Annotated in this window: 12 protein-coding genes, 1 tRNA gene and 1 pseudogene; 12 read left to right on the forward strand and 2 right to left on the reverse strand. The window is 72.7% G+C overall.

Annotated elements, in window-relative coordinates; translation table 11 throughout:
• Nucleotide 1: 1 nt before the first annotated feature.
• The 10 genes and pseudogenes from ACIRP7_RS24030 to ACIRP7_RS24075 form a co-directional block, all read left to right on the forward strand.
• A pseudogene (locus ACIRP7_RS24030) lies at nucleotides 2-490 on the forward strand (LysR family transcriptional regulator); the annotation flags it as partial.
• Between the two features lie 126 nt (nucleotides 491-616).
• Nucleotides 617-1,330 (forward strand): SDR family NAD(P)-dependent oxidoreductase, encoded by a 714-nt coding sequence (locus ACIRP7_RS24035; protein WP_403663031.1) that lies wholly within the window; start codon nucleotides 617-619, stop codon nucleotides 1,328-1,330.
• Between the two features lie 32 nt (nucleotides 1,331-1,362).
• The gene (locus ACIRP7_RS24040) at nucleotides 1,363-1,752 is read left to right on the forward strand and encodes a YybH family protein (protein WP_403663034.1); all 390 of its coding nucleotides are present in this window, start codon (nucleotides 1,363-1,365) and stop codon (nucleotides 1,750-1,752) included.
• Nucleotides 1,753-1,855: 103 nt separating this feature from the next.
• Nucleotides 1,856-2,884, forward strand: coding sequence for an L-threonine 3-dehydrogenase (gene tdh / locus ACIRP7_RS24045; RefSeq protein ID WP_403663037.1), 1,029 nt, complete (start codon nucleotides 1,856-1,858; stop codon nucleotides 2,882-2,884).
• Between the two features lie 32 nt (nucleotides 2,885-2,916).
• On the forward strand, nucleotides 2,917-4,125 hold the full coding sequence (locus ACIRP7_RS24050) for a glycine C-acetyltransferase (RefSeq protein ID WP_403663040.1): 1,209 nt from the start codon (nucleotides 2,917-2,919) through the stop codon (nucleotides 4,123-4,125).
• 27 nt (nucleotides 4,126-4,152) lie between these two features.
• Complete coding sequence (locus ACIRP7_RS24055; protein ID WP_403663043.1) at nucleotides 4,153-5,055, forward strand: LysR family transcriptional regulator; 903 nt, start codon at nucleotides 4,153-4,155, stop codon at nucleotides 5,053-5,055.
• Nucleotides 5,056-5,075: 20 nt separating this feature from the next.
• Nucleotides 5,076-5,681, forward strand: a complete 606-nt coding sequence (locus ACIRP7_RS24060) for a helix-turn-helix domain-containing protein (protein WP_403663046.1) — start codon at nucleotides 5,076-5,078, stop codon at nucleotides 5,679-5,681.
• The gene (locus ACIRP7_RS24065; protein WP_403663049.1) at nucleotides 5,678-6,211 is read left to right on the forward strand and encodes a GNAT family N-acetyltransferase; all 534 of its coding nucleotides are present in this window, start codon (nucleotides 5,678-5,680) and stop codon (nucleotides 6,209-6,211) included. The genes ACIRP7_RS24060 and ACIRP7_RS24065 overlap by 4 nt, the downstream gene beginning before the upstream one ends.
• Before the next feature lie 30 nt (nucleotides 6,212-6,241).
• Nucleotides 6,242-6,607 (forward strand): MmcQ/YjbR family DNA-binding protein, encoded by a 366-nt coding sequence (locus ACIRP7_RS24070; RefSeq protein ID WP_403663052.1) that lies wholly within the window; start codon nucleotides 6,242-6,244, stop codon nucleotides 6,605-6,607.
• 91 nt (nucleotides 6,608-6,698) lie between these two features.
• Nucleotides 6,699-6,772 (forward strand) — tRNA-Pro (locus ACIRP7_RS24075).
• 178 nt (nucleotides 6,773-6,950) lie between these two features.
• On the opposite strand, the gene ACIRP7_RS24080 is transcribed toward ACIRP7_RS24075, so the two are convergent.
• Together ACIRP7_RS24080 and ACIRP7_RS24085 are read right to left on the reverse strand one after the other, a co-directional pair.
• Nucleotides 6,951-8,126: a hydroxymethylglutaryl-CoA synthase gene (locus ACIRP7_RS24080; RefSeq protein WP_403663055.1), complete on the reverse strand. Its 1,176-nt coding sequence runs from the start codon at nucleotides 8,124-8,126 to the stop codon at nucleotides 6,951-6,953.
• Between the two features lie 185 nt (nucleotides 8,127-8,311).
• The gene (locus ACIRP7_RS24085; protein ID WP_403663058.1) at nucleotides 8,312-9,085 is read right to left on the reverse strand and encodes a thioesterase II family protein; all 774 of its coding nucleotides are present in this window, start codon (nucleotides 9,083-9,085) and stop codon (nucleotides 8,312-8,314) included.
• Between the two features lie 267 nt (nucleotides 9,086-9,352).
• Between ACIRP7_RS24085 and ACIRP7_RS24090 the strand changes: the two genes are divergently transcribed.
• Together ACIRP7_RS24090 and ACIRP7_RS24095 are read left to right on the forward strand one after the other, a co-directional pair.
• Nucleotides 9,353-25,339: a type I polyketide synthase gene (locus tag ACIRP7_RS24090; protein ID WP_403663061.1), complete on the forward strand. Its 15,987-nt coding sequence runs from the start codon at nucleotides 9,353-9,355 to the stop codon at nucleotides 25,337-25,339.
• 53 nt (nucleotides 25,340-25,392) lie between these two features.
• The gene (locus ACIRP7_RS24095; protein ID WP_403663064.1) at nucleotides 25,393-26,442 is read left to right on the forward strand and encodes a 3-dehydroquinate synthase family protein; all 1,050 of its coding nucleotides are present in this window, start codon (nucleotides 25,393-25,395) and stop codon (nucleotides 26,440-26,442) included.
• Nucleotides 26,443-26,471: the final 29 nt, after the last annotated feature.

The raw sequence follows: 26,471 nt of genomic DNA on the forward strand, positions 1-26,471 counted from the left end.
CAGGCAAGGGCTGCGGGCCCGGCTGATCGGCGCCGACCGGCTCTACGCCGTCGCCAGGGGCGGCGACAGCAGCGACGCTCCCGACGTGGCGGCCCGGGACGTCCACGTGCTCGTCGACGACGATCTCACCGCCTGGGCCGCCTGGAACGTGTACGCCGAAGAGCTCGCGCAGGCGACCGGGGCCCGTCCCGTACGCATCTCCGACGGCGCGATCACCGGCCCCGCGTTCTTCGACCACGTGCGCCGCTGCACCCGCCCCGTCCTCAACTCGCCCAAGGGGCAGACCAGTCCGCTCCCGCCCGACCTCGTCCGCCGCGAGATCACCGGACCGAAGGTCTACTGGACCTGGTCCCTGGTGTGGCGCGAGAAGGAGGAGCGCGCCGGTGTCCTGGCCGTCGTCGACGCGCTGTGCGAGGGTGTCGGCGACCTCGGCATCCACGCCCCGGACGCCTGGCTGCCCGCCGACGATCCGTACGCGATTCCCGGCTGACCTGCGCTGGGAGGCAGTGCCTTCCAGACCGGAGGAAGCCGATCCTTCCGTCACCTCGTGGACGGACCTACCTTCCAAATAGTCGACCGGTCGGCTAGTACCGGTCACGACTCGAAGAAGGTCACCATGAGCACGCAGAGCCAGAAAGTCGCGATCATCACCGGCGCCTCGCAAGGCATCGGCGCGGCCCTCGTCGAGGGTTACCGCAAGCTCGGCCACGCAGTCGTCGCCACCTCTCGCACCATCGCACCCGTCGACGACGCGGACGTCCTCACCGTCCAGGGCGACATCGCCGACCCGGCCACCGCGGGGCGCGTCGTCGAGGCCGCCGTGGAGCGGTTCGGCCGCATCGACACCGTGGTCAACAACGCGGGCGTCTTCGTCGCCAAGCCGTTCACCGAGTACACCGCCGAGGACTACGCCACCGTGACCGGCATCAACCTCGCCGGCGTCTTCCACCTCACCCAGCGGGCCGTACCGCACCTGCTGGCTCAGGGCGGGGGCCACATCGTCAACATCACCACCAGCCTGGTCGACAACGCGGACTCCAGGGTCCCGTCCGTGCTGGCCTCGTTGACCAAGGGCGGTGTGCAGTCCGCCACCAAGTCCCTCGCCATCGAGTACGCCACCCGTGGCATCCGCGTCAACGCCGTGTCGCCCGGCACCATCAAGACCCCCATGCACGCGGAGGAGACCCACGAGTTCCTCGCCGCCCTGCACCCGGTCGGACGGATGGGCGAGATGAGCGACATCGTGGACGCTGTGCTCTTCCTGGAGGCGGCGCCGTTCGTCACCGGCGAGACCTTGCACGTCGACGGCGGCATGAGCGCCGGTCACTGACGCACCGTCAATTCAACGACCCAGGAGTGGACATGGTCAGCTCGACGGACGACAAGGCGATCCTGAACGACGTCCTCGACCGGTGGAAGGCCGGTGTCGACGCCCACCTACCGGAGCGCGTGGCCGCCCTCTTCACCGAGGACGCGGTGTTCCAGGGACTGCACCCCTACAGCGTCGGACGGCAGGGTGTCGCCGAGTACTACGACTCCCAGCCGCTCGGCCTGAAGGCGGAGTACCGCATCCTCGAGATGCGGCGCCCCGCCGACGACCTCGTCATGGGCTACCTGGACGTCGACTTCACGTTCACCGACCGACCGCCGCTCGCGGTCAAGCTCGCGGTGCTCGTGACCCGGGTGGAGGACGACTGGTACATCAGCCACTACCAGGTCTCCCGCCTCGACCAGGGCCCGCAGCGGGTGTGAAGCGGAGCTGTGGCACCGCTTAAGAAATCCTCGATGGACCGGGACGGTGCCGTACGGCAGATTGCTGGGCGTTTCCACCCCTCGCACCCACAGGAGCCGTACCGTGAAGGCGCTGGTCAAGGAGAAGGCCGAGCCCGGGCTGTGGCTCGCGGACGTCCCGGAGCCGGCCGTCGGCCCCGGTGACGTACTGATCAAGGTGCTGCGCACCGGCATCTGCGGCACCGATCTGCACATCCGGTCCTGGGACGGCTGGGCCCAGCAGGCGATCCGGACCCCGCTCGTGCTCGGACACGAGTTCGTCGGCGAGGTCGTGGAGACCGGGCGCGACGTCCCGGAGATCCGGGTCGGGGACCGGGTGAGCGGTGAGGGGCACCTCGTCTGCGGCAAGTGCCGCAACTGCCTCGCCGGGCGACGGCACCTGTGCCGGGCCACGGTCGGACTCGGCGTCGGCCGGGACGGGGCCTTCGCGGAGTACGTCGTGCTGCCCGCGGCCAATGTGTGGGTGCACCGCGTCCCCGTGGACCTCGATGTGGCGGCGATCTTCGACCCGTTCGGCAACGCCGTGCACACCGCGCTGTCCTTCCCGCTGGTCGGCGAGGACGTGCTGATCACCGGTGCCGGGCCGATCGGGCTGATGGCGGCGGCGGTGGCCCGGCACGCGGGTGCCCGCAACGTCGTCGTCACCGACGTCAGCGAGGAGCGGCTGGAACTGGCCCGCAAGATCGGGGTGAGCCTCGCGCTGAACGTGTCGCAGGCCCGGATCGCCGACGGCCAGCGGGAGTTGGGACTGCGTGAGGGCTTCGACATCGGCCTGGAGATGTCCGGTCGTCCGGAGGCCCTGCGCGACATGATCGCCAACATGACGCACGGCGGCCGGATCGCCATGCTGGGACTGCCGGCCGCGGAGTTCCCGGTCGACTGGGCCCGGATCGTCACCTCGATGATCACCATCAAGGGCATCTACGGGCGCGAGATGTTCGAGACCTGGTACGCGATGTCGGTCCTCCTGGAGGGCGGCCTCGACCTCGCCCCCGTGATCACCGGCCGGTACGGCTACCGCGACTTCGAGGCGGCGTTCGCCGACGCGGCGAGCGGCCGCGGCGGCAAGGTCATCCTCGACTGGACCAACTGACTCGACCGGACCAACCGACTTAGGGATTGACGATGTTCGACTCCGTGCGCGACGACCTGCGCGCCACCCTCGACGAGATCCGCGCCGCCGGACTGCACAAGCCCGAGCGCGTGATCGACACCCCGCAGTCCCGGGCCGTGAACGTCTCCGCGGGCGGCCGCCCCGGCGAGGTCCTCAACTTCTGCGCCAATAACTACCTCGGCCTCGCCGACCACCCCGAGGTGATCGCCGCCGCGCACGAGGCCCTGGACCGCTGGGGCTACGGCATGGCCTCGGTCCGCTTCATCTGCGGTACGCAGGAGGTCCACAAGGAGCTGGAGGCGCGGCTGTCGGCCTTCCTCGGCCAGGAGGACACGATCCTGTACTCCTCCTGCTTCGACGCCAACGGCGGTGTCTTCGAGACCCTGCTGGGCCCCGAGGACGCGGTGATCTCGGACGCCCTGAACCACGCGTCCATCATCGACGGCATCCGGCTGTCGAAGGCCCGCCGCTTCCGCTACGCCAACCGTGATCTCGCTGATCTGGAGCGGCAGTTGAAGGAGGCGTCGGGGGCCCGCCGGAAGCTGGTCGTCACCGACGGCGTCTTCTCCATGGACGGTTACCTCGCGCCCTTGAAGGACATCTGCGACCTCGCCGACCGCTACGACGCCATGGTCATGGTCGACGACTCGCACGCCGTCGGCTTCGTGGGCCCCGGTGGCCGCGGCACCCCCGAACTGCACGGCGTCATGGACCGTGTCGACATCATCACGGGCACGCTCGGCAAGGCGCTCGGCGGTGCCTCCGGCGGATACGTGGCCGCCCGCGCCGAGATCGTCGCGCTCCTGCGCCAGCGCTCACGGCCGTATCTCTTCTCCAACACGCTCGCCCCGGTGATCGCCGCGGCCTCCCTGAAGGTCCTCGACCTGCTGGAGTCGGCGGACGACCTGCGGGTGCGGCTGCGGGAGAACACCGCGCTGTTCCGGCGCCGGATGACGGAGGAGGGCTTCGACGTCCTGCCCGGCGATCACGCCATCGCGCCCGTGATGATCGGGGACGCCGCGAAGGCGGGGCGCCTCGCGGAGCTGCTCCTGGAGCGGGGCGTGTACGTGATCGGCTTCTCGTACCCGGTGGTTCCCCAGGGGCAGGCGCGCATCAGGGTGCAACTCTCGGCGGCCCACTCCACCGAGGACGTGAACCGCGCGGTCGACGCCTTCGTCGCGGCCAGGGCCGAGCTGACCGGCTTCTCGGGCGCTCCGTAGTCCGGACGTATTGCGATAATCGATCCCATGATCGAAGCACGGCGGCTCCACATCCTCCGTGCGGTGGCCGACCACCGCACGGTCACGGCGGCTGCCGCCGCGCTGTATCTCACCCCCTCCGCGGTCTCTCAGCAGCTCACGGCCCTGGAGCAGGAGACCGGCCACCGGCTCGTCGAGCGCGGCGCGAAGGGTGTGCGGCTGACTCCGGCCGGCGAGATCCTGCTCAGCCACACCAACGCCGTCCTGGCCCAGCTGGAGCGGGCGGAGGCCGAGCTGGCCGCCTACAGCTCGGGTGCGGCCGGCACGGTCACCGTCGCCTCCTTCGCGACCGGGATCGCCCTGGTCGTGGCGCCCGCGGTGGCCCGCCTCGCCTCGACGGCCCCGGGCATCCACCTCCGCGTCCAGGACGCCGAGGGCGACGCCAGCCTCCCGATGGTCCTGGACCGGCAGGTCGACGTGGCGGTCGCGGTGGAGTACCGCGGGGCGCCGCCCGCCGACGACCCCCGCCTGGCGCACGTGCCGCTGTACGCCGAGCCCTTCGACGCGGTCGTGCCGGTGAGCCACCGGCTGGCCGACGCGGGCGAGGTGCCGCTGGCCGAGCTGGCCAAGGACCCGTGGATCGGCCCCTACCCGGGCAACCCCTGCCACGACGTCGTGGTCCTGGCGTGTGAGAACGCCGGATTCCAGCCGCGCCTGGAGCACTCCTCGGACGACTTCCGCGCCGTGGTCGCATTGGCGTCGGCGGACGCGGGAGTGGCGTTGGTGCCGCGTTCGGCCCTGATCGGGATGGACCTGACCGGAGTGGTCGTGCGGCCGGTCGACGGGGTCGCCCCGACGCGCAGGGTCTTCGCGGCCGTACGGCGGGGAGCGGAGGAACATCCCCTGATCCGTCCGGTGCTGGACGCGCTCGGAGCCATTGCCGGGGCATAGGGACTGGCGCGGTTTCTCGTATGTGGGATAGCTTCCCGAATGTGAGACGCGATGAACCCGAGCCCGACCCCGTCGACACCCGCCTGGGCGTCCGGCTCGCCGAGCTGCGTGCCGAACACGGCTGGTCCCTGGGCGAGTTGGCCGAGCGCAGCGGAGTCAGCAGGTCCACACTCTCCCGCGCCGAGCGGGCCGAGATCAGCCCCACCGCCTCGCTCCTGAACCGGTTGTGCGGGGTGTACGGGCGGACCATGTCCCAGCTGCTCAGTGAGGTCGAGGCCGAGGCGGAGCCCCCACCGCTGGTGCGCGGCGCCGAGCAGCCGGTGTGGGAGGACCGCGCCTCCGGGTTCGTACGGCGGTCCGTGTCGCCGCCGCACCCAGGGCTGCGCGGCGAACTCGTCGAGGGGAGGCTCGCCGCCGGTGCCGACATCGCCTACGACCGGCCGCCCGTACCCGGCCTGGAGCAGCACATCTGGGTCCTGGAGGGCGCGCTCGACGTCACCGCCCAGGACGTCGGCCACCACCTCGGCACCGGGGACTGTCTGCGCCTGCGGGTGTGGGGACCGACACGGTTCCGGTGCGCGGGCCCCGACGCGGCGCGGTATGTGCTGGCGGTGGTCCTGCCGTGATCGTCACCCGCCTGGACGAGGCCCGACTGTCGTCCTCCGTGGAGGAGTTGGCCGGCCTTCTGGTCGGCACCGTGGAGGGTGGCGCCTCCATCGGGTTCCTCGCACCGATGGACCGTGCGGCGGCCGTCGCCTGGTGGAAGGAGCGTGTGGCCGCGGTGGCCGCGGGACACCTGGCGGTGTGGGCGGCGTACGACGGTCACCGCGTCGTCGGCACCGTCAGCCTCGCCTTCCCCGACAAACCCAACTCCCGCCACCGCGCGGAGCTGGTCAAGCTGATGGTGCACCGGGACGCGCGCGGTCAGGGCCTCGGGCGGCGGCTCCTCGACACCGCGGAGCAGGCCGCCCGCGCGGCCGGTATCACCCTGCTCCACCTGGACACCGAGACGGACAGCCCCGCCGAGCGTCTGTACGGCTCGGCCGGCTGGACCCGGGCAGGCATCATCCCCGACTACGCGGCCGATCCCGCCGGGGTGCTGCGGCCGACGACCCTGTACTACAAGCGGCTCGGACCGACCACTTTGACCAGGTGATTGTCAGTGCCGACCGCTACGGTGCCTGTCATGCCGGACGCCGAAGACGTACGCCGTATCGCCCTGTCCCTGCCGGACACCACGGAGAAGATCGCCTGGAGCATGCCCACGTTCCGGGTCGCGGGCAAGATGTTCGCCACGCTGCCCGAGGACGAGACGTCCATCGCCGTGCGCTGCCCCAAGGAGGAGCGCGACGAGCTGGTGCTGGCCGAGCCGGGGAAGTTCTGGATCGCCGACCACGAGGCACAGTTCGCGTGGGTGCGCGCCCGCCTCGCCGCGATCGAGGACGAGGGCGAACTGCGGGACATCCTCGCCGACTCCTGGCGGCAGGCGGCGCCGTCCGGGCTGCTCGACGCGTACCCCGAGCTGGGGCTGCCCGATCCGCCCAGGGGGTGAGGAGCGGGAAAGGGGTGCGCGATCACCGACGCGAGTGCGGTATGGTTTCTCTGCACGTTCGGCCAGGGGAAACCCCAGGTCAGACGGGCACCGGGACGTGGCGCAGCTTGGTAGCGCACTTGACTGGGGGTCAAGGGGTCGCAGGTTCAAATCCTGTCGTCCCGACTGGAGACAGTCGCAGGTGAGGGCCGGTTTCGGAGGTATCCGAAACCGGCCCTTGTCCATTCTTGGAGACCAGTTGGGGACCGGCGTCCTTGACCGGGGTCAGCGGGTGACGACGAACGGGCTCGGCAGCGAGCGTGGTGTGCGGAGAGCGCGGCCCCGGCGGCCGTGATCAACCCTCCTAGCGCCTCTCGTAGATGCGCTTGTGGCCGCGGAGTGCTGCCAGCCGGAAGGGCCCGGTGGTCTGTGACGGAGTGGGGTGGTCGCCGCCGTCGGCCGGGAAGGACCGCCCGTGCAGCTCGCGGTAGGCGGCGTAGTCGAGCGGCCGGCGCCGGTCTATCGCCTCGTGGTGCGCCCTGGTCCGCAGGTGCTCCCGGTAGCCGGAGACGGTGGTCCCGGCGAAGAACTCGGCGACACTGCCGGACCCGTAGCTGAGAAAACCGATGGACCGGCCGGCCAGGTCGTCCGTCTGGTCGAGCAGTGCGGCGAGGCCAAGGTACGCGGACGCGGTGTAACTGTTGCCGATGACGCTGTTGTAGGCCGTGGTTCGCCCGATGGCTCGCTTGAGCCGAGTCTCGTCGGTGTCGTACCCGCAGGTGTTCAGCAGGTGACGGTGGGCCTTGTAGGCCATCTTCGTGAACGGCTGGTGATAGCAGAACGCGGCGAACTCGTCGAGCGAACGGCCGCCCTGCTCCGTGTAGTCCTTCCAGGTGCTTTCCACCGCCTGCAGATATGCGGTGATGGACTCCTGCCCGTCGACCAGCGCGGCGTCACGGTAGTTCGGCCGCCAGAAGTCCATGACGTCCGCGGTGAACAGACCCGACGGTTCCTCGATGCGGACCAGCGACGGATCCGAGCCGACCAGCATGGCCACCGCCGCCGCGCCCTGGGTCGGCTCGCCCGGGCTGTCCAGGTCGTACTTGGAGATGTCGCTCGCGATCACGAGGATCCGCTGTACGGGGTCACGCAGCACGAGGCCGATGGCGAACTGCAGGGCCGCCGTCGCCCCGTAGCAGGCTTGCTTCAGTTCGACGACCCTGGTGGCCGAGGGCAGTCCGAGCAGCGAATGGACGTACACACCGGCCGACTTCGCCTGGTCGATCGACGACTCCGTCGCGAACACGACCGTACGGATCCGATCGGTGCCATGCCGGGCGATGATCGGTGCGGCGGCGGCCGCGCCCATGGTCACGATGTCCTCGTCGGCGGCGGGCACGCTCATCGACTGCTGACCGATGCCCAGATGGTATTTGCCGATCTCGGTGCCGTTGTGATCGGCGAGTGCCGTGTGCGGCAGGACGAACTCGGTTGTTGCAAATGACAGATCGTGGATTCCTATGGCGCAATCGATGGCCATGCTCTACGCACCGACCTTTACTTGTCGTCGTGATCCAGCAGGAAGCGTCGTACGTCGCAGCCGACCTGATCCGCCGGACAGGCCCTGGTCGTCCGTGCCGAGGAGCCGCACCTGCGCGCGGTGCGGCCGGAACTCCGGAAACCTGTCGGCGGCCGACTCGTCGCCCTCCGGCTTCTCGCGTCGGGTCAGGGCCTCAGTGACTCGGTGAGCCGGGACAGCCGCTCGGTGAGCGCGGTCGTCACCTCTTCGTGCCGGTCCACGAGATAGAAGTGGCCGCCAGGGAAGGTGAGAGAGTCGAATGAGGCCGTCGTGTGGTCGCGCCAGGCATCGACGCCCGAGGGCGAGACCTTGGGGTCGGTCAGGCCGTTGAGTGCGGTCACGGGGCATCCCAGGGGCGGGCCCGGCACGTAGTGATAGTCCTCCACCATCTGGTAGTCCGCGCGCATGACCGGCAGGGCGAGCCGCATCAGCTCCTCGTCGGCGAGGACGCGCGGGTCTGTGCCGCCCAGCCTGCGCATCTGCTGGAGCAGGGTGGCATCGTCCAGCCGTGGGCCGAACTCCCGCCTGTGTCGGGACGGCGCACCGCGTCCCGACACGAACAGGGCGACCGGGGGACGGCCCATGGCTTCCAGCCGGCGGCCCGTCTCGAAGGCCACCATCGCGCCCAGGCTGTGCCCGAAGAGGGCGAAGGTACGGCCCGTCCAGGGTGTCAGCTCGGTGACGAGCGCTTCGGCGAGTGCGGCCAAGTCCTTCATCGGGGGATCCGCCCGGCGCTCCAGGCGTCCGGGATACTGGACGGCGAGGACGTCGATGTCCGGGGCCAGCCTCCGGGCCAGACCGCTGTAGAAGGTCGCCGAGCCGCCCGCGTGCGGCAGGCACACCAGCCGGACCGGCGCCTCGGGCGCGGGCGCGTACCGCCGTATCCACGGTGAGGCGAGGGGGGGTTCACGCGTGGACATTCCGCTCCTTGGGTCGTCGTCGCCGCCCACCGTAGAGACCGCCGGATCCGGCGCACATCCCTCGCCCTGGTAGCGGGCGGTTCGGGCCCGGCGATCTCCTACCAGGCTGAGGGATGTTCGGTGGCGGGGGCCGTCCTAGCCTCCAGGAGGATGGAGCCGAAGGGCCGCGCCTGCGCATCTCCTTCGTGCGCCGCGACAACTCGTGAAGGCCGGTGGCGCCGCCGCGCCGCCGGCGGACGAGCCGCTCCGCGAAAGGACGTGCGACCCGTGCGTGCTGACCTGATCGAAGTCCTGCCCGTCATCCTCAGGAGGAACGCGGCCCGCTTCGCGGGCAAGGTCGCCTTCTCGGACGGCCAACGGGCGGTCACCTACGATCAGTTGGAGGAGCGGACTCGTCGGCTGGCCGGCCAGCTGTCCGGACTCGGCGTGCGGCGCGGCGATCGGGTGGCGATCTGCCTGCGCAACTGCGTCTCCATGGTGGAGAGTTACCTGGCCATCGTCCGGGCCGGGGGCGTGGGCGTTCCGGTCAACCCGGCCTCCACCGCGGCCGAGCTGGACTGGCTGCTGGCGGACAGCGGCGCCGCCGTGGTCGTCACCGACGCCGTGCACGCGCCGGAGTTCCTCCACCTGTCCGCGCCGGCATCCGGCGTCACGGTGCTGGTGACGGGCGCGAACCCGGTGCCGGAGGGCACCCGTTCCTTCGACGAACTGGCGGTCACCGAACCCGCGACGCTCGCGCCGGACGATCTCGGCCTGGATGACCCGGCGTGGATGTTCTACACCTCGGGGACGACCGGAAAGCCGAAGGGTGTGCTCTCCACCCAGCGCAACTGCCTCTGGTCCGTCGCCTCTTCCTACGTCCCGATACCGGGACTCTCGGAGGAGGACCGGGTGCTGTGGCCGCTGCCGTTGTTCCACAGCCTCTCCCATATCGCGTGCGTGCTGTCGGTGACCGTGGTCGGGGCGAGCGCCCACCTCATGGACGGCGCGTCCGCGGAGGATGTCCTGACGGCCCTGCGCGCCCATCGGTCGACCTTCCTGGCCGGCGTTCCCACCACCTACCACTACCTGGTCGAGGCGATCCGCCGGCAGCCGTTCTCGCTGCCCGACCTGCGGATCGGCCTGGTGGGCGGCGCGGTCGCCGACTCCGGGCTGTGCCGCGCGTTCCGCGAGAGCTTCGGCACGCCCCTGGTGGACGCCTACGGCAGCACGGAGACGTGCGGGGCGATCACCATGAACCCGCCCGACGGCATGAGGGTCGACGGTTCCTGCGGGCTGCCGGTACCCGGAGTCGAGGTCCGTCTCGTCGATCCCGACACCGGCACGGACGTCCCCACCGGGTGTGAGGGCGAGGTCTGGGTCAGTGGCCCGAACGTCATGCTCGGCTACCACGGCCGGCCCGAGGAGACAGCCGCGGCGACGAGGGACGGCTGGTACCGCACCGGCGACCTGGCCCGGCGCGACGAGCACGGTTACTTCACCGTCTGCGGCCGCATGTCGGACCTCGTGATCAGGGGCGGCGAGAACCTCCACCCCGAGGAGGTCGAGACGGTGCTGCGCGCGGCCCCGGGTGTGGCCGACGCGGGTGTGACCGGAAGGCCGCACGACACCCTCGGAGAAGTACCGGTCGCCTACGTCGTCCCGGCCTCCGACGAACTGGACGTCCCGGCGCTGGTCGAGCTGTGCCGCGCGCGGCTGGCGGCCTTCAAGGTGCCCGAGGAGGTCTACGAGGTCGCCGCGATCCCGCGTACCGCCTCCGGCAAGATCACGCGGCGCAGGCTCGCCGAGCAGCCCGCCGTATTGCGGTATGCCGCGAGCGGTCACCACGAGGACCTGTTCGAGGTCGACTGGGTGCGGACTTCCGCTCCGGTGTCCGGTGCCGGCGCCGCGTCCTGGGCGATGGTCGGCCCCGCGGCCGCCGCACTGGCCGCCGCCTGGCCGGGTGGCGCCACCCACCACACCGACCTGGCCGACGCCGACGGCACCGCGGAGGTGACCGTGGTCCTGCCGGCCGAGGACACCGGGCAGGATTCCGTGACGGCGGCCCGCACCGGCGCCCGGCACTTCGCCGAGCAGCTGGCCGACCGGCTCGCCCGGCCGGAGCATGGCCGGGGCCGTCTGCTCGTCCTCACCCGCGGCGCTGTGCGGGCGCGCCCCGAGGACAGCGCGCCGGATCCGGCCCAGGCCGCGCTCCGGGCCGCCGCGCTCGCTCTGCGGACGCGGTACCCGAACCGGCTGGTCGTCGCCGATCTGGATGCGGACAGCGCGCTGGATCCGGCCGGGCTGACGTCGGCGCTCGGGGCGGACGAGCCGGAGACGGCGCTGCGGTCCGGTGTGCCGTACGCGCCGAGGCTGGTCCGGGTGCCGGTGGCCGATCGACCGCGGCGGCCCTGGGCCGGCGCGAAGGGCACCGTCGTGGTGACCGGCGCCGGTACGGTGCGCGGGGCGATGGTCGTCCGCCACTTGGCCTCGGTCCACCAGGTCCGGCACCTGCTGTTGGTGGGCGAGGAGGGCACAGGCGATCCGGACGTCACCGGGGCGGACGTGCGGTGGTCCTCCGGCGAAGAGCGGTCCTTGCGAGCCGCGATCGGCGAGGTGGCCGTTCCGGTGACCGCGGTGATCCACGCGGGCGGTGATCTGGCTCCGGCAGCCTTCCTGGCCGCCGCCACGACCGGGCAGCCGCATCCGCGGACCTTCCTGGTGATCGCCGATCCGGCCGATCCGGTGGGCGCGCTCGGCGGCACCGGCGCGCCGGACCGGACCGGTGAGACGGAGGATCCGGACGCGCTCGTCTCCGCCGTCCTCGCCGAAGCCGTGGCCCGCCGCCACGGTGGGGCCTTCCTCGCCTGGCCGCAGGACGAGGCCGCCGATCCGCGCAGGGTCCTCGGCGGGCTGTCCGCCGTGGACACCCTGCTCGCCGGGGACCGTTCGTCCCTGCTCCGCCTCCACCTGCGCCGGCCGGACTCCGGCGCCGCGGTGCCGCCACTGCTGCGGGCGGTGTTCCCCGAAGCCTCTGCGCAGAGCCGTCCCGACGACGCCGTCACCGCCGCCCTCCACGACGAACTGGCCCGCCTCGACGAGCGGGCCCGGTGCGCCCGGTTGGAACAGCTGGTCATGGAGCAGACCGCGGCCGTGCTGCCCGGGGCCGCTCCACAGGCCCCCACGGCCGACCGCGCCTTCCGCGACCTCGGCCTCACCTCCGTCGCGGTGGTGGAACTGCGCAACCGGCTCACCGAGCGCACCGGACTGGGGCTGCCCACCACCGTCACCTTCGACCACCCCACCCCGCGTGCGTTGGCCGAGCACCTGCGTGCCGAGGTGTTCGGCGGCCCCCGGCAGGTCGCGGAGGCCGTATTGGCCGTCGAGGCGGATGACCCGGTGGTGATCATCGGCATGGCCTGCCGCCTGCCCGGTGGCGTCGACAGCCCCGACGAGCTGTGGCGCCTGGTCTGCGAGGGACGCGACGCGCTGTCTCCGTTCCCCACCGACCGCGGCTGGAACACCGAAGGCCTCTTCGACGCGGACCCCGGCCGCTTCGGCACCTCGTATGTCGACCGGGGCGGATTCCTGCCCGACGCCGGGGAGTTCGACGCCGGCTTCTTCGGGATCTCGCCACGGGAGGCGCTGGCCATGGATCCCCAGCAGCGACTGCTGCTGGAGACCTCGTGGGAGGCGCTGGAGCACTCCGGCATCGACGCGTCGACCCTGAAGGGTGCCGACGTGGGAGTCTTCTCCGGGGTGATGGAGCAGGAGTACGCCTCCGGTGCCGTACCGGAGGAGGCCGAGGCGTTCGCCACCGCGGGCCGGGCGGCCAGCGTGGCGTCCGGGCGCGTCAGCTACGTTCTGGGGTTCACCGGGCCCGCGGTCACGGTGGACACGGCGTGCTCCTCCTCCTTGGTCGCCCTCCATCTGGCAGCCCAGGCCCTGCGTGCGGGGGAGTGCTCCATGGCGCTGGCCGGCGGTGCCACGGTCATGGCCACCCCCCGGACCTTCGTCGAGTTCTCCCGGCAACGGGCGCTGGCGAGCGACGGCCGCTGCAAGTCGTTCGCCTCGGCCGCGGACGGCACCGGATGGGCGGAAGGCGCCGGCGTGCTGGTGCTGGAACGCCTCTCCGAGGCCCGGCGCCACGGACACCGCGTGCTCGCGGTGGTGCGCGGCTCCGCGGTGAACCAGGACGGCGCCTCCAACGGCCTGACCGCGCCGAACGGTCTCGCCCAGCAGCGGGTCATCAACCGGGCCCTGGCCGCGGCCGGCCTGTCCGCCGCCGACGTCGACGCCGTCGAGGGACATGGCACGGGAACGGTGCTGGGGGACCCCATCGAAGCCGGGGCGCTGCTGGCCGCGTACGGCCAGGCGCGTGACCCGGAACGTCCGCTGTGGCTGGCGTCGTTGAAGTCGAACATCGGGCACACTCAGGCCGCGGCCGGTGTCGCCGGTGTGATCAAGATGGTGCAGGCGCTGCGGCACGCGGTGCTGCCGGCCACCCGCCATGTCGACTGGCCGACGACGAAGGTCGACTGGTCGGCGGGCGCGGTGTCCCTGCTGACCGAGAACCGGGCCTGGCCGGACACCGGACGGCCGCGCCGTGCCGGTGTCTCCAGCTTCGGGCTCAGCGGCACCAACGCCCACGTGATCCTGGAGGAAGCACCGGCCGTCCGTGAGGAGGCTTTGGCAGCCGGTGCGGAGGAGCAGGTGGCAAGCGAGGAGACGTCGGCGGCGCCAGTCGTGGTGCCGCTGGTGCTTTCCGCCCGCAGCGAGGGCGCGCTGCGCGGCCAGGCCCGGCGGCTGGCGTCCCTCCTGGAACGCTCTGGCGACTCCTGGGCGGACGTGGCCTCGGCTCTCGTGTCCCGCAGGGCCGTCCTGGAGGAGCGGGCCGTCGTCCTGGCCGGCAGCCGGGCGAAGGCGCTGGCCGCGCTGGCGGCGCTGGCCGCGGGGGAGAGCAGCCCCGCCGTGGTGCGCGGGACCGTCGCCGCGCCCGGCGAGCATCGCCGGGTCGTCATGGTGTTTCCCGGCCAGGGCTCGCAGTGGACCGGCATGGGGCGGGAACTGCTCGCCCACTCACCGGTGTTCGCCGAGCGGGTCGGTGCCTGCGCGCGACTGCTCGCACGGTGGGCCGACTGGTCGCTGCTCGACGTCCTCCGCGGCGATGCCGATCCGGCACTGCTGCAGCGGGTGGACGTCGTACAGCCCGCCAGTTTCGCCGTCATGGTCGGGCTGGCGGCGGTGTGGGAGTCGGTAGGAGTGCGCCCGGATGTGGTCGTCGGGCACTCGCAGGGTGAGATAGCCGCGGCCTGTGTGGCCGGCGCCCTGTCGCTGGAGGACGCCCTGCGGGTGGTCGCGCTGCGCAGCCAGGCTATCGCCGTGCGGCTGTCCGGCCGTGGCGGGATGGCCTGGGTCGCGCTGGACGCCGACGCCGCGACGGAACGCATCCGGCCCTGGAGCGGCCGGCTGGCGGTCGCGGCGGTGAACGGGACCGCCTCCGTCGTCGTGTCCGGTGCGGCCGACGCGCTGGACGAGATGCTGGCGGAGCTGGCCGACGAGGGCATACGGGTGCGCCGGGTCGCGGTGGACTACGCCTCGCACAGCGAGCAGGTGGAGGACATCCGAGATGCGCTGGAGGAGGCGCTGGGAGGGCTCGACGCCAAGGCTCCGGTGGTGCCCTTCCACTCGACCGTCACCGGTGAGCCGGTCGTCGACGCGGGCGTTCTCAATGGCGAGTACTGGTGGCGGAACCTGCGTCGGCAGGTCCGGTTCGGGCCCGTCGTCGGTCAGTTGCTGGACCAGGGCCACGACATCTTCCTGGAGGTCAGCGCCCATCCGGTGCTGGTGCAGGCGATCACGGAGATCCTGGACGAGGCCGCCGTGCCCGCGGTGGTCACCGGGTCGCTTCGCCGGGACGACGGCGGCCCGCTCAGGCTGGCGGCCTCGATGGCCGAACTGTTCGTGCGCGGGGCAGCCGTGGACTGGACCGGCCTGCTGCCCGCCCCGGGCGCGGACTGGGTGGAGCTGCCGACGTACGCCTTCGACCGGCGGCACTACTGGCTTCGGGCGGCACCCGAAGGAGACCTGGCGTCGCTGGGGCTCGGCGACGCCGGGCACCCGCTGCTGGGCGCGGTGGTACGGACGCCCCACCCGGGCGGTGCGGTTGCCACCGCCCGGTGGTCGGCTGCGCCCCACCCCTGGCTGTCCGCGACCGGCGACCCGGTCGCCGTGCCCGACGCCGCCCTCGTGGAACTGGTCGTACGCCTCGGTGACGAGACCGGCACACCCGTCGCCGACGAGGTGACCGTCGACCGTCCGGTGACCCTGCCGCGCCACGGCGGCCGCGTCGTCCAGGTCGTCGTCGGAGAGGCCGGTGCGGACGGGCGCAGGTCCGTCGAAGTGCACTCCCGTGTCGAGGCCTCCACGCCGGACGGGCCGTGGACACGGCACGCGCACGGCATCCTGGCCCCCGCCTCCGAGGCCGCGGACCTCCCCGGACTCGGTGCTCCCTCCGAGGCTGCGCTGCCCGAATCCGCGCTGGGCGACGTTCCCCGCTACGGCATCCACCCCGCGTTGCTGGATGCCGCGGTCCGCACCGCTCTGCCCGCGAACACCCGGGTCACGCGGTGGACCGGGGTGCGGCTGCTGGCCTCCGGCGCGTCCGCGCTGCGCGTGCGGTCGGGCATCACGACGCCGGCCGGAGACGGCCATCGGGTGGCGGGCATGGAACTCGTCACTGCGGCGGGCCAGTCGGTCATGACCATCGACGGCCTCGAAGCGGAGCCGGTCACCGAGGACCACGGCGGACCGGCGGACCATCTCTTCGCCGTCGAGTGGGGAGGATGGAGCTCCGGGGAGCCGACCGCCGTCGGCGTCCGGTACGTCGTGACGGCTGCCGACGTCACCGCGGCGACCGGCGCGGATCTGCTGGTGTACGAGGCGGAATCCGGGGAGCCGCGGGCGGCGCTCGCCTCGGCGCTGGCCGTGCTCCAGGCGTTCGTCGCGGCTCCAGGCGCCGAGACGACCCGGCTTGCCGTCGTGGTCCCCGAGGGCACCGATCTCGGCGCGGCCGCCGTCGGCGGCCTGGTGCGCTCGGCCCAGTCGGAACATCCGGGCCGGATCGTGTTGGTCGAGGCCGACGAGGCGAGCCGGACACAGGTGGCCGCCGTCGCGACGGGCGGCGAACCCTGGCTGCGGATCAGGGGCGGGCGCACCGAGGCGCCCCGGCTGGCCAGGTCGGCCCCCGCGGGTGCCGCTCGCCCGCTGGACCCGGCGGGCACGGTGCTGATCACCGGAGGCACCGGCACCCTCGGCGCCCTGACCGCGCGGCACCTGGTCACCCGCCACGGTGTACGGCACCTGGTACTCGCCGGGCGGCGAGGTCCCGCGGCCGAGGGCGCCGGCGAACTGGCGGCCGAACTGACCGCGCTCGGCGCGAACGTCACGGTTACCGCCGTCGACGTCGCCGACCGTACCGAACTGGCCGCACTCATCGACGCGGTCCCGGCGGAGCACCCGCTCACCGCGGTCGTGCACAGCGCCGGCGTCCTCGACGACGGCGTGCTCACCGCGCTGACCCCGAGCCGCCTCGACGCGGTGCTCCGTCCCAAGCTGGACGCGGCGCTGCACCTCGACGAACTGACGCGGGATCTGGACCTCGCCGCCTTCGTGCTCTTCTCGTCCGCCGCCGGGGTGCTCGGCAACCCCGGGCAGGGCAACTACGCCGCCGCCAACGCCGCGCTGGACGCGCTGGCCGCGCGGCGGCACGACCTCGGACTGCCTGCGGTGTCCGTCGCCTGGGGTTACTGGAGCCGGTCCAGCGGACTGACCCGGCACCTGGGCAGCGCCGACCTGCGGCGCAACGAGTCCATCGGCATGGCCGGTCTCTCCGACGCCGAGGGCATGGCCCAGTTCGACGCCGCGCTGCGGACCGGGCCGCAGCGCGTCGCGGCCAAGCTCGACCCGGCGGCCCTCGCGGCCGCCGACGCCCCGGTCCCCGCCCTGCTGCGCGGCCTGGTCCCGCAGCGCCGCCCGGTCGCCCGCGCCGCGGTCACGGACGTACGGCCGACCGCGGCCGAGCGACTCACCGGGCTGCCGCCCGCCGAGCAGACCGCCGCGCTCCTTGAGTCGGTACGCCGGCACGCCGCGGCGGTCCTCGGCCACGCCGGGCCCGGTTCCGTCGGTGCCGACCGGACGTTCAAGGACGCCGGGTTCGACTCGCTGACCGCGCTGGAACTCCGCAACCGGCTGGCCTCGGATACCGGCCTCACACTCTCCCCGGCGATGATCTTCGACTACCCGAGGCCCGCCGCACTCGCCGAGTACCTGCGGGCCAGGCTCCTGGGCGAGCCGGCAAGCCCTCCGGCCCCGGCGCAGCGGAAGACGCCGCCCGCGGAGGATGCGATCGCCGTCGTGTCGATGGCGTGCCGCTTTCCGGCCGGGGTGCGGAGTCCGGAGGATCTGTGGCGGGTGGTGTCCGAGGGAACCGACGCGGTCGGCGCATTCCCCGAGGACCGTGGCTGGGACACCGACGGACTCTTCCACCCCGACCCCGACCACCACGGCACCACCTACGTCCGCCACGGCGCCTTCCTGGACGACGCCGCCGGGTTCGACGCGGCCTTCTTCGACATCTCGCCGAACGAGGCGCGGGCGATGGACCCGCAGCAGCGGCTGCTCCTCGAGACGGCGTGGGAGACGTTCGAGCGGGCCGGCATCGATCCCACCGGACTGGCCGGCCAGGACATCGGGGTGTTCGCGGGCATCAACAGCCACGACTGGTCGGTACGGCTGCACCGGGCCGCCGAGGCCGAAGGGTTCCGCCTGACCGGCAGCTCGGGCGGTGTCCTCTCCGGCCGGATCGCTTACCACCTCGGCCTTGTCGGCCCCGCCCTCACCGTGGACACCGCGTGCTCCTCCTCGCTCGTGGCCCTGCACCTGGCGACGCAGGCGATGCGGCTCGGCGAGTGCTCCATGGCACTCGTCGGCGGTGTGATGGTGATGGGCAGCGTCGAGACCTTCGTGGAGTTCTCCCGACAGCGTGGCCTCGCACCCGACGGGCGCTGCAAGGCGTTCGCCGACGCCGCCGACGGCACCGGCTGGTCCGAGGGCGCCGGGCTCCTGCTCCTCGAACCCCTCTCCCAGGCCCGGCGACGCGGGCATCCGGTGCTCGCTGTCATTCGTGGCAGTGCGGTGAATTCGGATGGTGCTTCGAATGGGTTGACGGCGCCGAACGGTCCTTCGCAGCAGCGTGTGATCCGGCAGGCGTTGGCTGTCTCGGGTCTGGAGCCGGCGGATGTGGATGTGGTGGAGGCGCATGGGACGGGGACGACTCTCGGGGATCCCATTGAGGCGCAGGCGTTGCTGGCGACGTACGGGCAGGGGCGGGAACGGCCGTTGTGGCTGGGTTCGGTGAAGTCGAACATCGGGCACACTCAGGCCGCGGCCGGTGTCGCCGGTGTGATCAAGATGGTGCAGGCGCTGCGGCACGGTGTACTGCCGCCCACCCTGCACGTCGACCGTCCCTCGACCCACGTCGACTGGGAGTCGGGCAAGGTCCGGCTGCTGACGGAGGCCCGTGACTGGCCGGAGACCGGACGCCCGCGCCGGGCCGGTGTGTCGTCCTTCGGTATCGGCGGCACCAACGCACACGTCATCCTCGAACAGGCCCCTGAAGAACAGGCCCCTGAACCGGACGCACCAGCACCCGATCCCGGCCCCGTGTCCGCCGTGTCCGCCCCCGAAGCGCCGGACCCCGCCTGGGTGCCCGTGCCGGTGTCGGCGCGTACCCCTGCCGCGCTGCGTGGTCAGGCGGCCCTGCTCGCCGACTTCCTGGCCGGCCGCCCGGACGTGTCCCTCCCGGACACCGCTCTGGCCCTTGCCACCGGCCGCGCCCAACTCGACCGCCGCGCCGTGCTGCTGGCCCGCGACCGGGACCAACTGCTCGTCGGCCTGCGCGCGCTGGCGGACGGCTCGGCCGCGGACGTCATGGGCAGCCCGGCCGACGGCAAGCTGGCCTTCCTCTTCACCGGCCAGGGCAGCCAATGGGCCGGCATGGGCCGGGCCCTGGCCGAGTCGTTCCCGGTGTTCGCCGAGGCGTTCACCGACGCCTGTGCGGCTGTGGAACGCCATCTGGGCGATCACGGCGCGCGTCCTCTGGCCGAGGTGGCGTTCGGTGGGCCCGGCTCCGCGGAGAGCGAACTGCTCGACCGGACCATGTACACCCAGGCGTGCGTGTTCGCGCTGGAGACCGCGCTGTTCCGTCTGTTCGCCTCCTGGGGAGTGCACCCCGATCTCGTCGCCGGACACTCCATCGGGGAGATCACCGCGGCCCACGTCAGCGGCGTGCTCGACCTGGCCGAGGCCGGTGAACTGGTGGCGGCACGCGGGCGGCTCATGCAGGGACTGCCCCAGGGGGGCGCCATGGCCGCCGTCCAGGCCACCGAGGCCGAGACGGCCCCTCTGCTGGAGCACGCACCGGGCACGGTGGTCGTCGCGGCCGTCAACAGCCCCGGCTCGCTGGTGCTGTCCGGCGAGGAGGACGCCGTGCTCGCCGTCGTACGCGAGCTGGCCGCACGCGGGCGCAAGACCCGTCGGCTCCCGGTCAGCCACGCCTTCCACTCGCCGCTGATGGCGCCGATACGCGAAGAGTTCCGCGCGGTCGTCGAACGGCTGACGTACCGGCCGGGCGAGCTGCCGATCGTGTCCACCGTCACCGGCGCCCTTGTCACGGACGACCGGCTCGCCACCCCGGACCACTGGGTCGAACAGGTCGAGGCCCCGGTGCGGTTCGGTGACGCCGTCACCGCTCTGTGCGCGCAGGGCGCGGTCACCTTCGCCGAACTCGGCCCGGGCGGCGCCCTGGTCGCCATGGCTCTGGAATCTCCCGACGTGCCCGCCGAGGGCTGCTTCCCGACCGTGCGCGAGAACGGCGCGGCGCCGGACGTACTGACCGCGCTGGCCGGACTGCACACGCGGGGCGTCCCCGTCGACTGGCCGGCGGTCCTCGGCCGCCCGGCCACCGGTGCGCTCGCCGCCGAGCTGCCCACCTACGCCTTCCAGCACCAGCGCTACTGGCTCGACGAGCTCGCGTCGGGCGAGAGCGGTGCGGTGCCGGCCCTTCCGGCGGCCGAGCCTGCCGGTGACGCGGTGATCGCCACCGGTCGTGCCGACGCCGACCGGCGCCGGACGTTCCTGGAGGTGATCCGGGAGAGCACCGCCGTCGTCCTCGGGTACCGCGGCGACGAGGCGTTCGACGAGGACCAGCCGTTCAAGAGCCTCGGCTTCGACTCCCTCACCGGGGTCCGGCTCAGCCGGCGGCTCCGCGATCTCACCGGCGTGCAGGTCCCCGCGACCGCGGTGTTCGACCACCCGACCCCGGCGGCGCTGGCCGCGTATCTGCTGGGGGAGAAGCCCTCGTCCGCCGTCGTCGTACCGTCGTACGCGAACGAGCCGATCGCGATCGTCGGAATGAGCACGCGGCTGCCGGGCGACGTGAACAGCCCGGAGGAACTGTGGCGCCTGGTCGCCGACGGACGCGACGCCGTCTCCGGGTTCCCGATCGACCGCGACTGGGATCTCGAAGGGCTCTACCACCCGGACCCGGCCCACCCCGGAACCAGCTACACCCGCGCGGGCGGATTCCTGCACGACGCCGCGCAGTTCGACGCCGGACTGTTCGGGATCTCCCCGCGAGAGGCCCTGGCCATGGACCCGCAGCAGCGGCTGCTGCTGGAGACCTCCTGGGAGGCGCTGGAGCACGCGGGCATCGACCCGCTCTCGGCCCGTGGCCGGGACGTCGGTGTCTTCACCGGGATCGTCCACCACGACTACGTCACCCGTCTGCGCAGCGTGCCCGAAGAAGCCCAGGGCTACGTGATGACCGGCACCTCCTCCAGCGTGGCCTCGGGCCGGGTCTCCTACGTGTTCGGCTTCGAGGGCCCGGCCGTCACCGTCGACACCGCCTGCTCCTCGTCGCTCGTGGCGATCCATCTGGCCGCGCAGGCCCTGCGACAGGGCGAATGCTCCCTGGCGCTCGCCGGCGGCGCGACCGTGATGGCGAGCCCGGACGCGTTCCTGGAGTTCTCCCGGCAGCGCGGGCTGTCCGCGGACGGCAGGTGCAAGGCCTTCTCGTCCACGGCCGACGGCACCGGCTGGTCCGAGGGTGTGGGTGTGGTGGTCCTGGAACGGCTGTCCGTCGCCCGGGAGAAGGGCCACCGTGTGCTCGCTGTCATTCGTGGCAGTGCGGTGAATTCGGATGGTGCTTCGAATGGGTTGACGGCGCCGAACGGTCCTTCGCAGCAGCGTGTGATCCGGCAGGCGTTGGCTGTCTCGGGTCTGGAGCCGGCGGATGTGGATGTGGTGGAGGCGCATGGGACGGGGACGACTCTCGGGGATCCCATTGAGGCGCAGGCGTTGCTGGCGACGTACGGGCAGGGGCGGGAACGGCCGTTGTGGCTGGGTTCGGTGAAGTCGAACATCGGGCACACTCAGGCCGCGGCCGGTGTCGCCGGTGTGATCAAGATGGTGCAGGCGCTGCGGCACGGTGTACTGCCGCCCACCCTGCACGTCGAAGAGCCCACCCGGCAGGTGGACTGGTCGGCCGGTGCGGTGCGGCTCCTCACCGAGGCGCAGGAGTGGCGCCGCGGCGACCGGCCGCGCCGCGCCGCCGTCTCCGCCTTCGGAGCCAGTGGTACGAACGCGCACCTGGTCCTCGAGGAGGCCGACCCGGCTCCCGAGGAGGCCCGGCCCGCCACCCTTGAGCTCCCGGCCGACGCGGACACCCCGCCCCCCGCACTTCCGCTGGTGCTGTCGGCCAGGACGCCCGGCTCGCTGGCCGCGCAGGCCGGCCGGATGGCCGCGTTCCTGGGGGAACCGGCCGGTCCGTCGCTCCCCGCGGTCGCCTCGACGCTGGTGACCGCGCGGGCGACTCTCACCGAGCGGGCCGTCGTCGTGGCCGGGACGCGTATGGAGGCCCTGGCCGGTCTGGGGGCCCTGGCCCGGGGCGACAGCGCGCCCCACGTGGTCACCGGCAGCGCCGCGGTCGCACCCGGCAAGGTCGTCCTGGTCTTCCCGGGCCAGGGGGCCCAGTGGGCCGGCATGGGGCGGGACCTGCTGGACGCCTCGCCGGTGTTCGCGCAGCGGATCACCGAGTGCGCACGCGCCCTCGACCCCTGGATCGACTGGTCCCTGATCGACGTCCTGCGCGGCGACGCCGACGCCGGGATGCTGGAGCGCGTCGACGTCGTCCAGCCGGCGAGCTTTGCGATGATGCTCGGCCTGGCGGCGGTGTGGGCCGCGGCCGGCGTGCTGCCCGATGCCGTCGTGGGACATTCGCAGGGCGAGATCGCGGCGGCCTGCGTGGCCGGGGCGCTGTCGCTGGAGACCGCCGCCCGGATCGTCGCGGTCCGCAGCCAGGCCATCGCGGCCACCCTGTCCGGGCGCGGCGGGATGGCCTCGGTGGCCCTGGACGCGGAAGAGGTGCGCCGCCGCCTTCTGCCCTGGGACGGGCGGGTGGAGGTCGCCGCCGTGAACGGCCCGGCGTCGGCGGTGATCGCGGGAGACACGGAGGCGCTCGGCGAGGCCCTCGACGCGCTGGCCGCGCAGGGGGTCCGGGTCCGACGGGTGCCGGTGGACTACGCCTCGCACACCCGGCACGTCGAAGACCTGCAGGAGGTGCTGGCGCAGGCGCTCGCGGGCGTCGAGGCGAGCGCACCGCAGGTGCCGTTCTACTCCACGGTGACCGGCGACTGGGTCACCGACGACTCGGTCCTGGACGGCGCGTACTGGTACCGCAACCTGCGCCGACCGGTCGCGTTCGGGTCGGCCGTCGCGGAGCTGCTGCGGCTGCGGCACGGCGTCTTCGTCGAGGTCAGCGCCCATCCGGTGCTGGTCCAGCCGGTCACCGACCTGGCGGACGACAACACGGCCGGGCCCTCCCGTCCGGTCGTCTCCGGCACCCTCAGGCGCGACGACGGCGGCCTCGGACGCCTGCTCGCCTCGGCTGCCCAGCTCTTCACCTGCGGTGTGGCGGTCGACTGGGCCGCTGTCCTGCCGACCGGCGTCACCCCCGCGCCCGACCTGCCGACGTACGCCTTCGAGCGTCGGCACTACTGGCTGGGCGAAGGCATGGCGCCCGACCACGACGCAGGGGCGGCCGCAGGCGCGGACGACGACTTCTGGACGGCGGTCGAACACACGGACATCGGCTCTCTCGGCGAGCTGTTGGCCCTTTCCACCGACCAGCGCGAAGCGCTGAACACCCTCGTGCCCGCCCTCACCGACTGGCGCAAGGGCAGGCGTGAGCGCTCGACCGCGGAGAAACTGCGCTACACCGTCACCTGGAAGCCGCTGGAGCGGGAGTCCGTGGGCGTCCCCGGCGGCCGGTGGCTCGTCGTCGTACCGGACGGTGCGCGGCCGGACGACCTGCTGAAAGAGCTGGCCGGGCTCGGGTTCGACCACATGCTGCTGACGGCCGGGGAGACGGACCGGTCCGCGCTCGCCGAGCGGCTCACCGGCGTCCTCGCCGAGTGCGAGGTGTCCGGTGTGCTGTCCCTGCTGGCCCTGGGCCGGCGCCCGGGCACCGGCCCGCAGGACCCGACCGAGCTCACGATGTCGACCCTCGCACTCGTCCAGGCGCTCGGCGACGCGGGCGTCACCGTGCCCCTGTGGTGTGCGACCCGGGGCGCGGTGAACATCGGCATCCGCGACACCCTCGACGCGCCCGCCCAGGCGGCGTTGTGGGGACTCGGCCGAGTCGTCGCGCTGGAACGCCCCGACCGGTGGGGCGGTCTGATCGACCTGCCGCCGAGCATGGGGCCGCGGACGGCGCAGCACCTGCTGGGCGTGCTCAGCGGAACCTCGGACGAGGATCAGCTGGCGATCCGGCGTTCCGGCGTCTACGTCCGCCGGCTCGTCCGCAAGTCCGTGCCCAGGTCCGCCGCAGCCGGCTGGCGACCGCGCGGCACGGTCCTGGTCACCGGCGGCGCGGAAGGGCTCGGACGGCATGCCTCGCTGTGGCTGGCGCGGGCCGGGGCCGCCAGGCTGGTCGTCACCACGACCGCTGGTGCGCCCGAGGACTGTGTGGACCGTCTGCGCGCCGAACTCGGCGAGTGGGGAACAGGGTTGGAGTTCTGCGCCCAGGGGGACACGGAGCGGCTCGCCGATCTGCTGTCCGCCGATCCGCAGCGGCCGCTCACCGCCGTGGTGCACGCCGCCGACATCACGCAGAGCAGTCTTCTCGACGACACCGGAGCAGCGGCCCTCGCGGCGGTCTTCGGGACCAAGGTGGAACCGGCGGTCTGGCTGGCCGAGCGGTTCGCCGGCACACCGCTCGACGCGTTCGTGGTGTTCTCCTCCATCGCCGGGGTCTGGGGCGGTGGAGGCCAGAGCTCCTCCGGCGCGGCCAATGCCGTTCTCGACGCCCTCGTGGAGTGGCGCCAGGGACAGGGCCTCGCGGCGACCTCCATCGCCTGGGGTGCGCTGGACGAGATCGGGGTGGGCATGGACGAGGAGGCCCTGGCGCAGTTGCGGCGCCGAGGTGTCCTGCCGATCGCCCCGGCGCCGGCGGTCACCGCGTTGGCGCAGGCGGTGGAGGCGGGTGAAAAGTCCGTCACCCTCGTCGACATGGACTGGGCCGCCTTCGTCCCGGCGTTCACCTCGGTACGGCCCAGTCCGCTGTTCGCGGATCTGCCGGAAGCGGCCGACGTGCTGCGTGCGGCGGCGGCCGACGACGGCGGCGAGACCACCTCCTCCCTGGTGGACGCCTTGCGTGCGGTCGCGGAGTCCGAACAGGACCGCGTCCTGCTGCGGCTCGTGCGCGGTCAGGCAGCGGCGGTCCTCGGGCACAGCGGCGCCGACGCCATCGGCCCCGCCCAGGCATTCCAGGAGGTCGGTTTCGACTCACTGGCCGCGGTCAACTTCCGCAACGGCCTGCACACCGCGACCGGGCTCAAGCTGCCGTCCACGCTGGTCTTCGACTATCCGACCCCGGAGGCGCTGGTCGGCTACCTGCGGGAGGAACTGCTGCGCGACCCCGGGGACGACCTCGGTGTCCGGGAGGAGGACCTCAGGCGCGTGCTGGCCACCGTCGCGCTGGAGCGGTTCCAGGAGGCCGGGGTGCTGGAGGCACTGCTCGCTCTCGCCGACGACGGCGGGGCGGCCGGCGAGGAGGCCGGGGCGGCCGCGTCGTCCGGGGACGACGACGAGGAAGACATCATCGACGCGATGGACGTCAGCAGCCTGGTGCAGCGGGTCCTGGGTACCTCGGGCTGAGACGCCGTCGGTGCCGCCGCGGACGAGCCACGACGAATCGGAGGTGGAACGGAATGGTCGAGCGGGTTCCGGTGCGCTTCGGCGCCCGGTCGTACGACGTGCTCATCGGCCCCGGCGTGCGTACCGAGCTGGCGTCCGTGCTGCACGGACTGGGCGTGACCCGGACCGTGGTGGTCTCGGCCCGGCCGCGCGAGTGGGTGCCCGAGACGGGGGTCGAGACGCTGGTGCTCCCGGCCCGGGACGGGGAGCCGGACAAGAATCTGGCCACCGTGGAGATGCTCTGCCGGGAGTTCACCGCCTTCGGGCTGACCCGGCAGGACGCGGTCGTCTCGTGCGGCGGGGGCACCACCACGGACGTGGTGGGGCTTGCCGCGGCGCTCTACCACCGGGGTGTGCCGGTGGTACACCTGCCGACGTCCCTGCTCGCCCAGGTCGATGCGAGTGTCGGGGGGAAGACCGCGGTGAACCTGCCCGGGGGCAAGAATCTCGTGGGTGCCTACTGGCAGCCCAGCGCCGTGCTGTGCGACACCGACTACCTCACCACGCTGCCCCGGCGGGAGCTGAGGAACGGGCTCGGCGAGATCGCCCGGTGCCACTTCATCGGCGCCGACGACCTGCGCGGCCTGCCGCTCGCCGCGCAGATCGCCGCGAGCGTGACCCTGAAGGCGAGGGTCGTCGAGCAGGACGAGCGCGACACTGGTCTTCGGCACATCCTCAACTACGGCCACACCCTGGGGCATGCGCTGGAAGTGACCACCGGTTTCGCCATGCGGCACGGTGAGGCCGTGGCCGTCGGCACGGTGTTCGCGGGCCTGCTCGCCGGAGAACTGGGCCGGATCACCCCGGGCCGGGTGGCCGAGCACCAGGTCGTGGTGGCGCACTACGGCCTGCCCACGGCCCTGCCGACCGGGCTCGCCACCGAGGAGCTGATCCGGGTGATGCGCCGGGACAAGAAGGCGGTGAACGGGCTGTCCTTCGTCCTGGACGGCCCGGTGGGAGCAGAGCGGGTCACCGATGTCGCCGAGGACGTCGTGGCGCGGGTCCTGGAGCGTATGCCGCGGCGGCCGCTCTCAGAGCTGCTGCGCGAGACCGCGCGGGCGTGACACACCGCAGGGGGCTCCCGGCACACCGG

It is taken from the genome of Streptomyces sp. NPDC102270, from assembly GCF_044766405.1.
GTDB lineage: Bacteria > Actinomycetota > Actinomycetes > Streptomycetales > Streptomycetaceae > Streptomyces.

Coding starts and splice junctions, on each gene's coding strand:
- ACIRP7_RS24055 (WP_403663043.1), top strand. CDS start 4,153: ATGATCGAAGCACGGCGGCTCCACATCCTCCGTGCGGTGGCCGACCAC.
- ACIRP7_RS24070 (WP_403663052.1), top strand. CDS start 6,242: ATGCCGGACGCCGAAGACGTACGCCGTATCGCCCTGTCCCTGCCGGAC.
- ACIRP7_RS24050 (WP_403663040.1), top strand. CDS start 2,917: ATGTTCGACTCCGTGCGCGACGACCTGCGCGCCACCCTCGACGAGATC.
- ACIRP7_RS24095 (WP_403663064.1), top strand. CDS start 25,393: ATGGTCGAGCGGGTTCCGGTGCGCTTCGGCGCCCGGTCGTACGACGTG.
- ACIRP7_RS24060 (WP_403663046.1), top strand. CDS start 5,076: ATGTGGGATAGCTTCCCGAATGTGAGACGCGATGAACCCGAGCCCGAC.
- ACIRP7_RS24035 (WP_403663031.1), top strand. CDS start 617: ATGAGCACGCAGAGCCAGAAAGTCGCGATCATCACCGGCGCCTCGCAA.
- ACIRP7_RS24040 (WP_403663034.1), top strand. CDS start 1,363: ATGGTCAGCTCGACGGACGACAAGGCGATCCTGAACGACGTCCTCGAC.
- ACIRP7_RS24085 (WP_403663058.1), bottom strand. CDS start 9,085: ATGTCCACGCGTGAACCCCCCCTCGCCTCACCGTGGATACGGCGGTAC.
- ACIRP7_RS24080 (WP_403663055.1), bottom strand. CDS start 8,126: ATGGCCATCGATTGCGCCATAGGAATCCACGATCTGTCATTTGCAACA.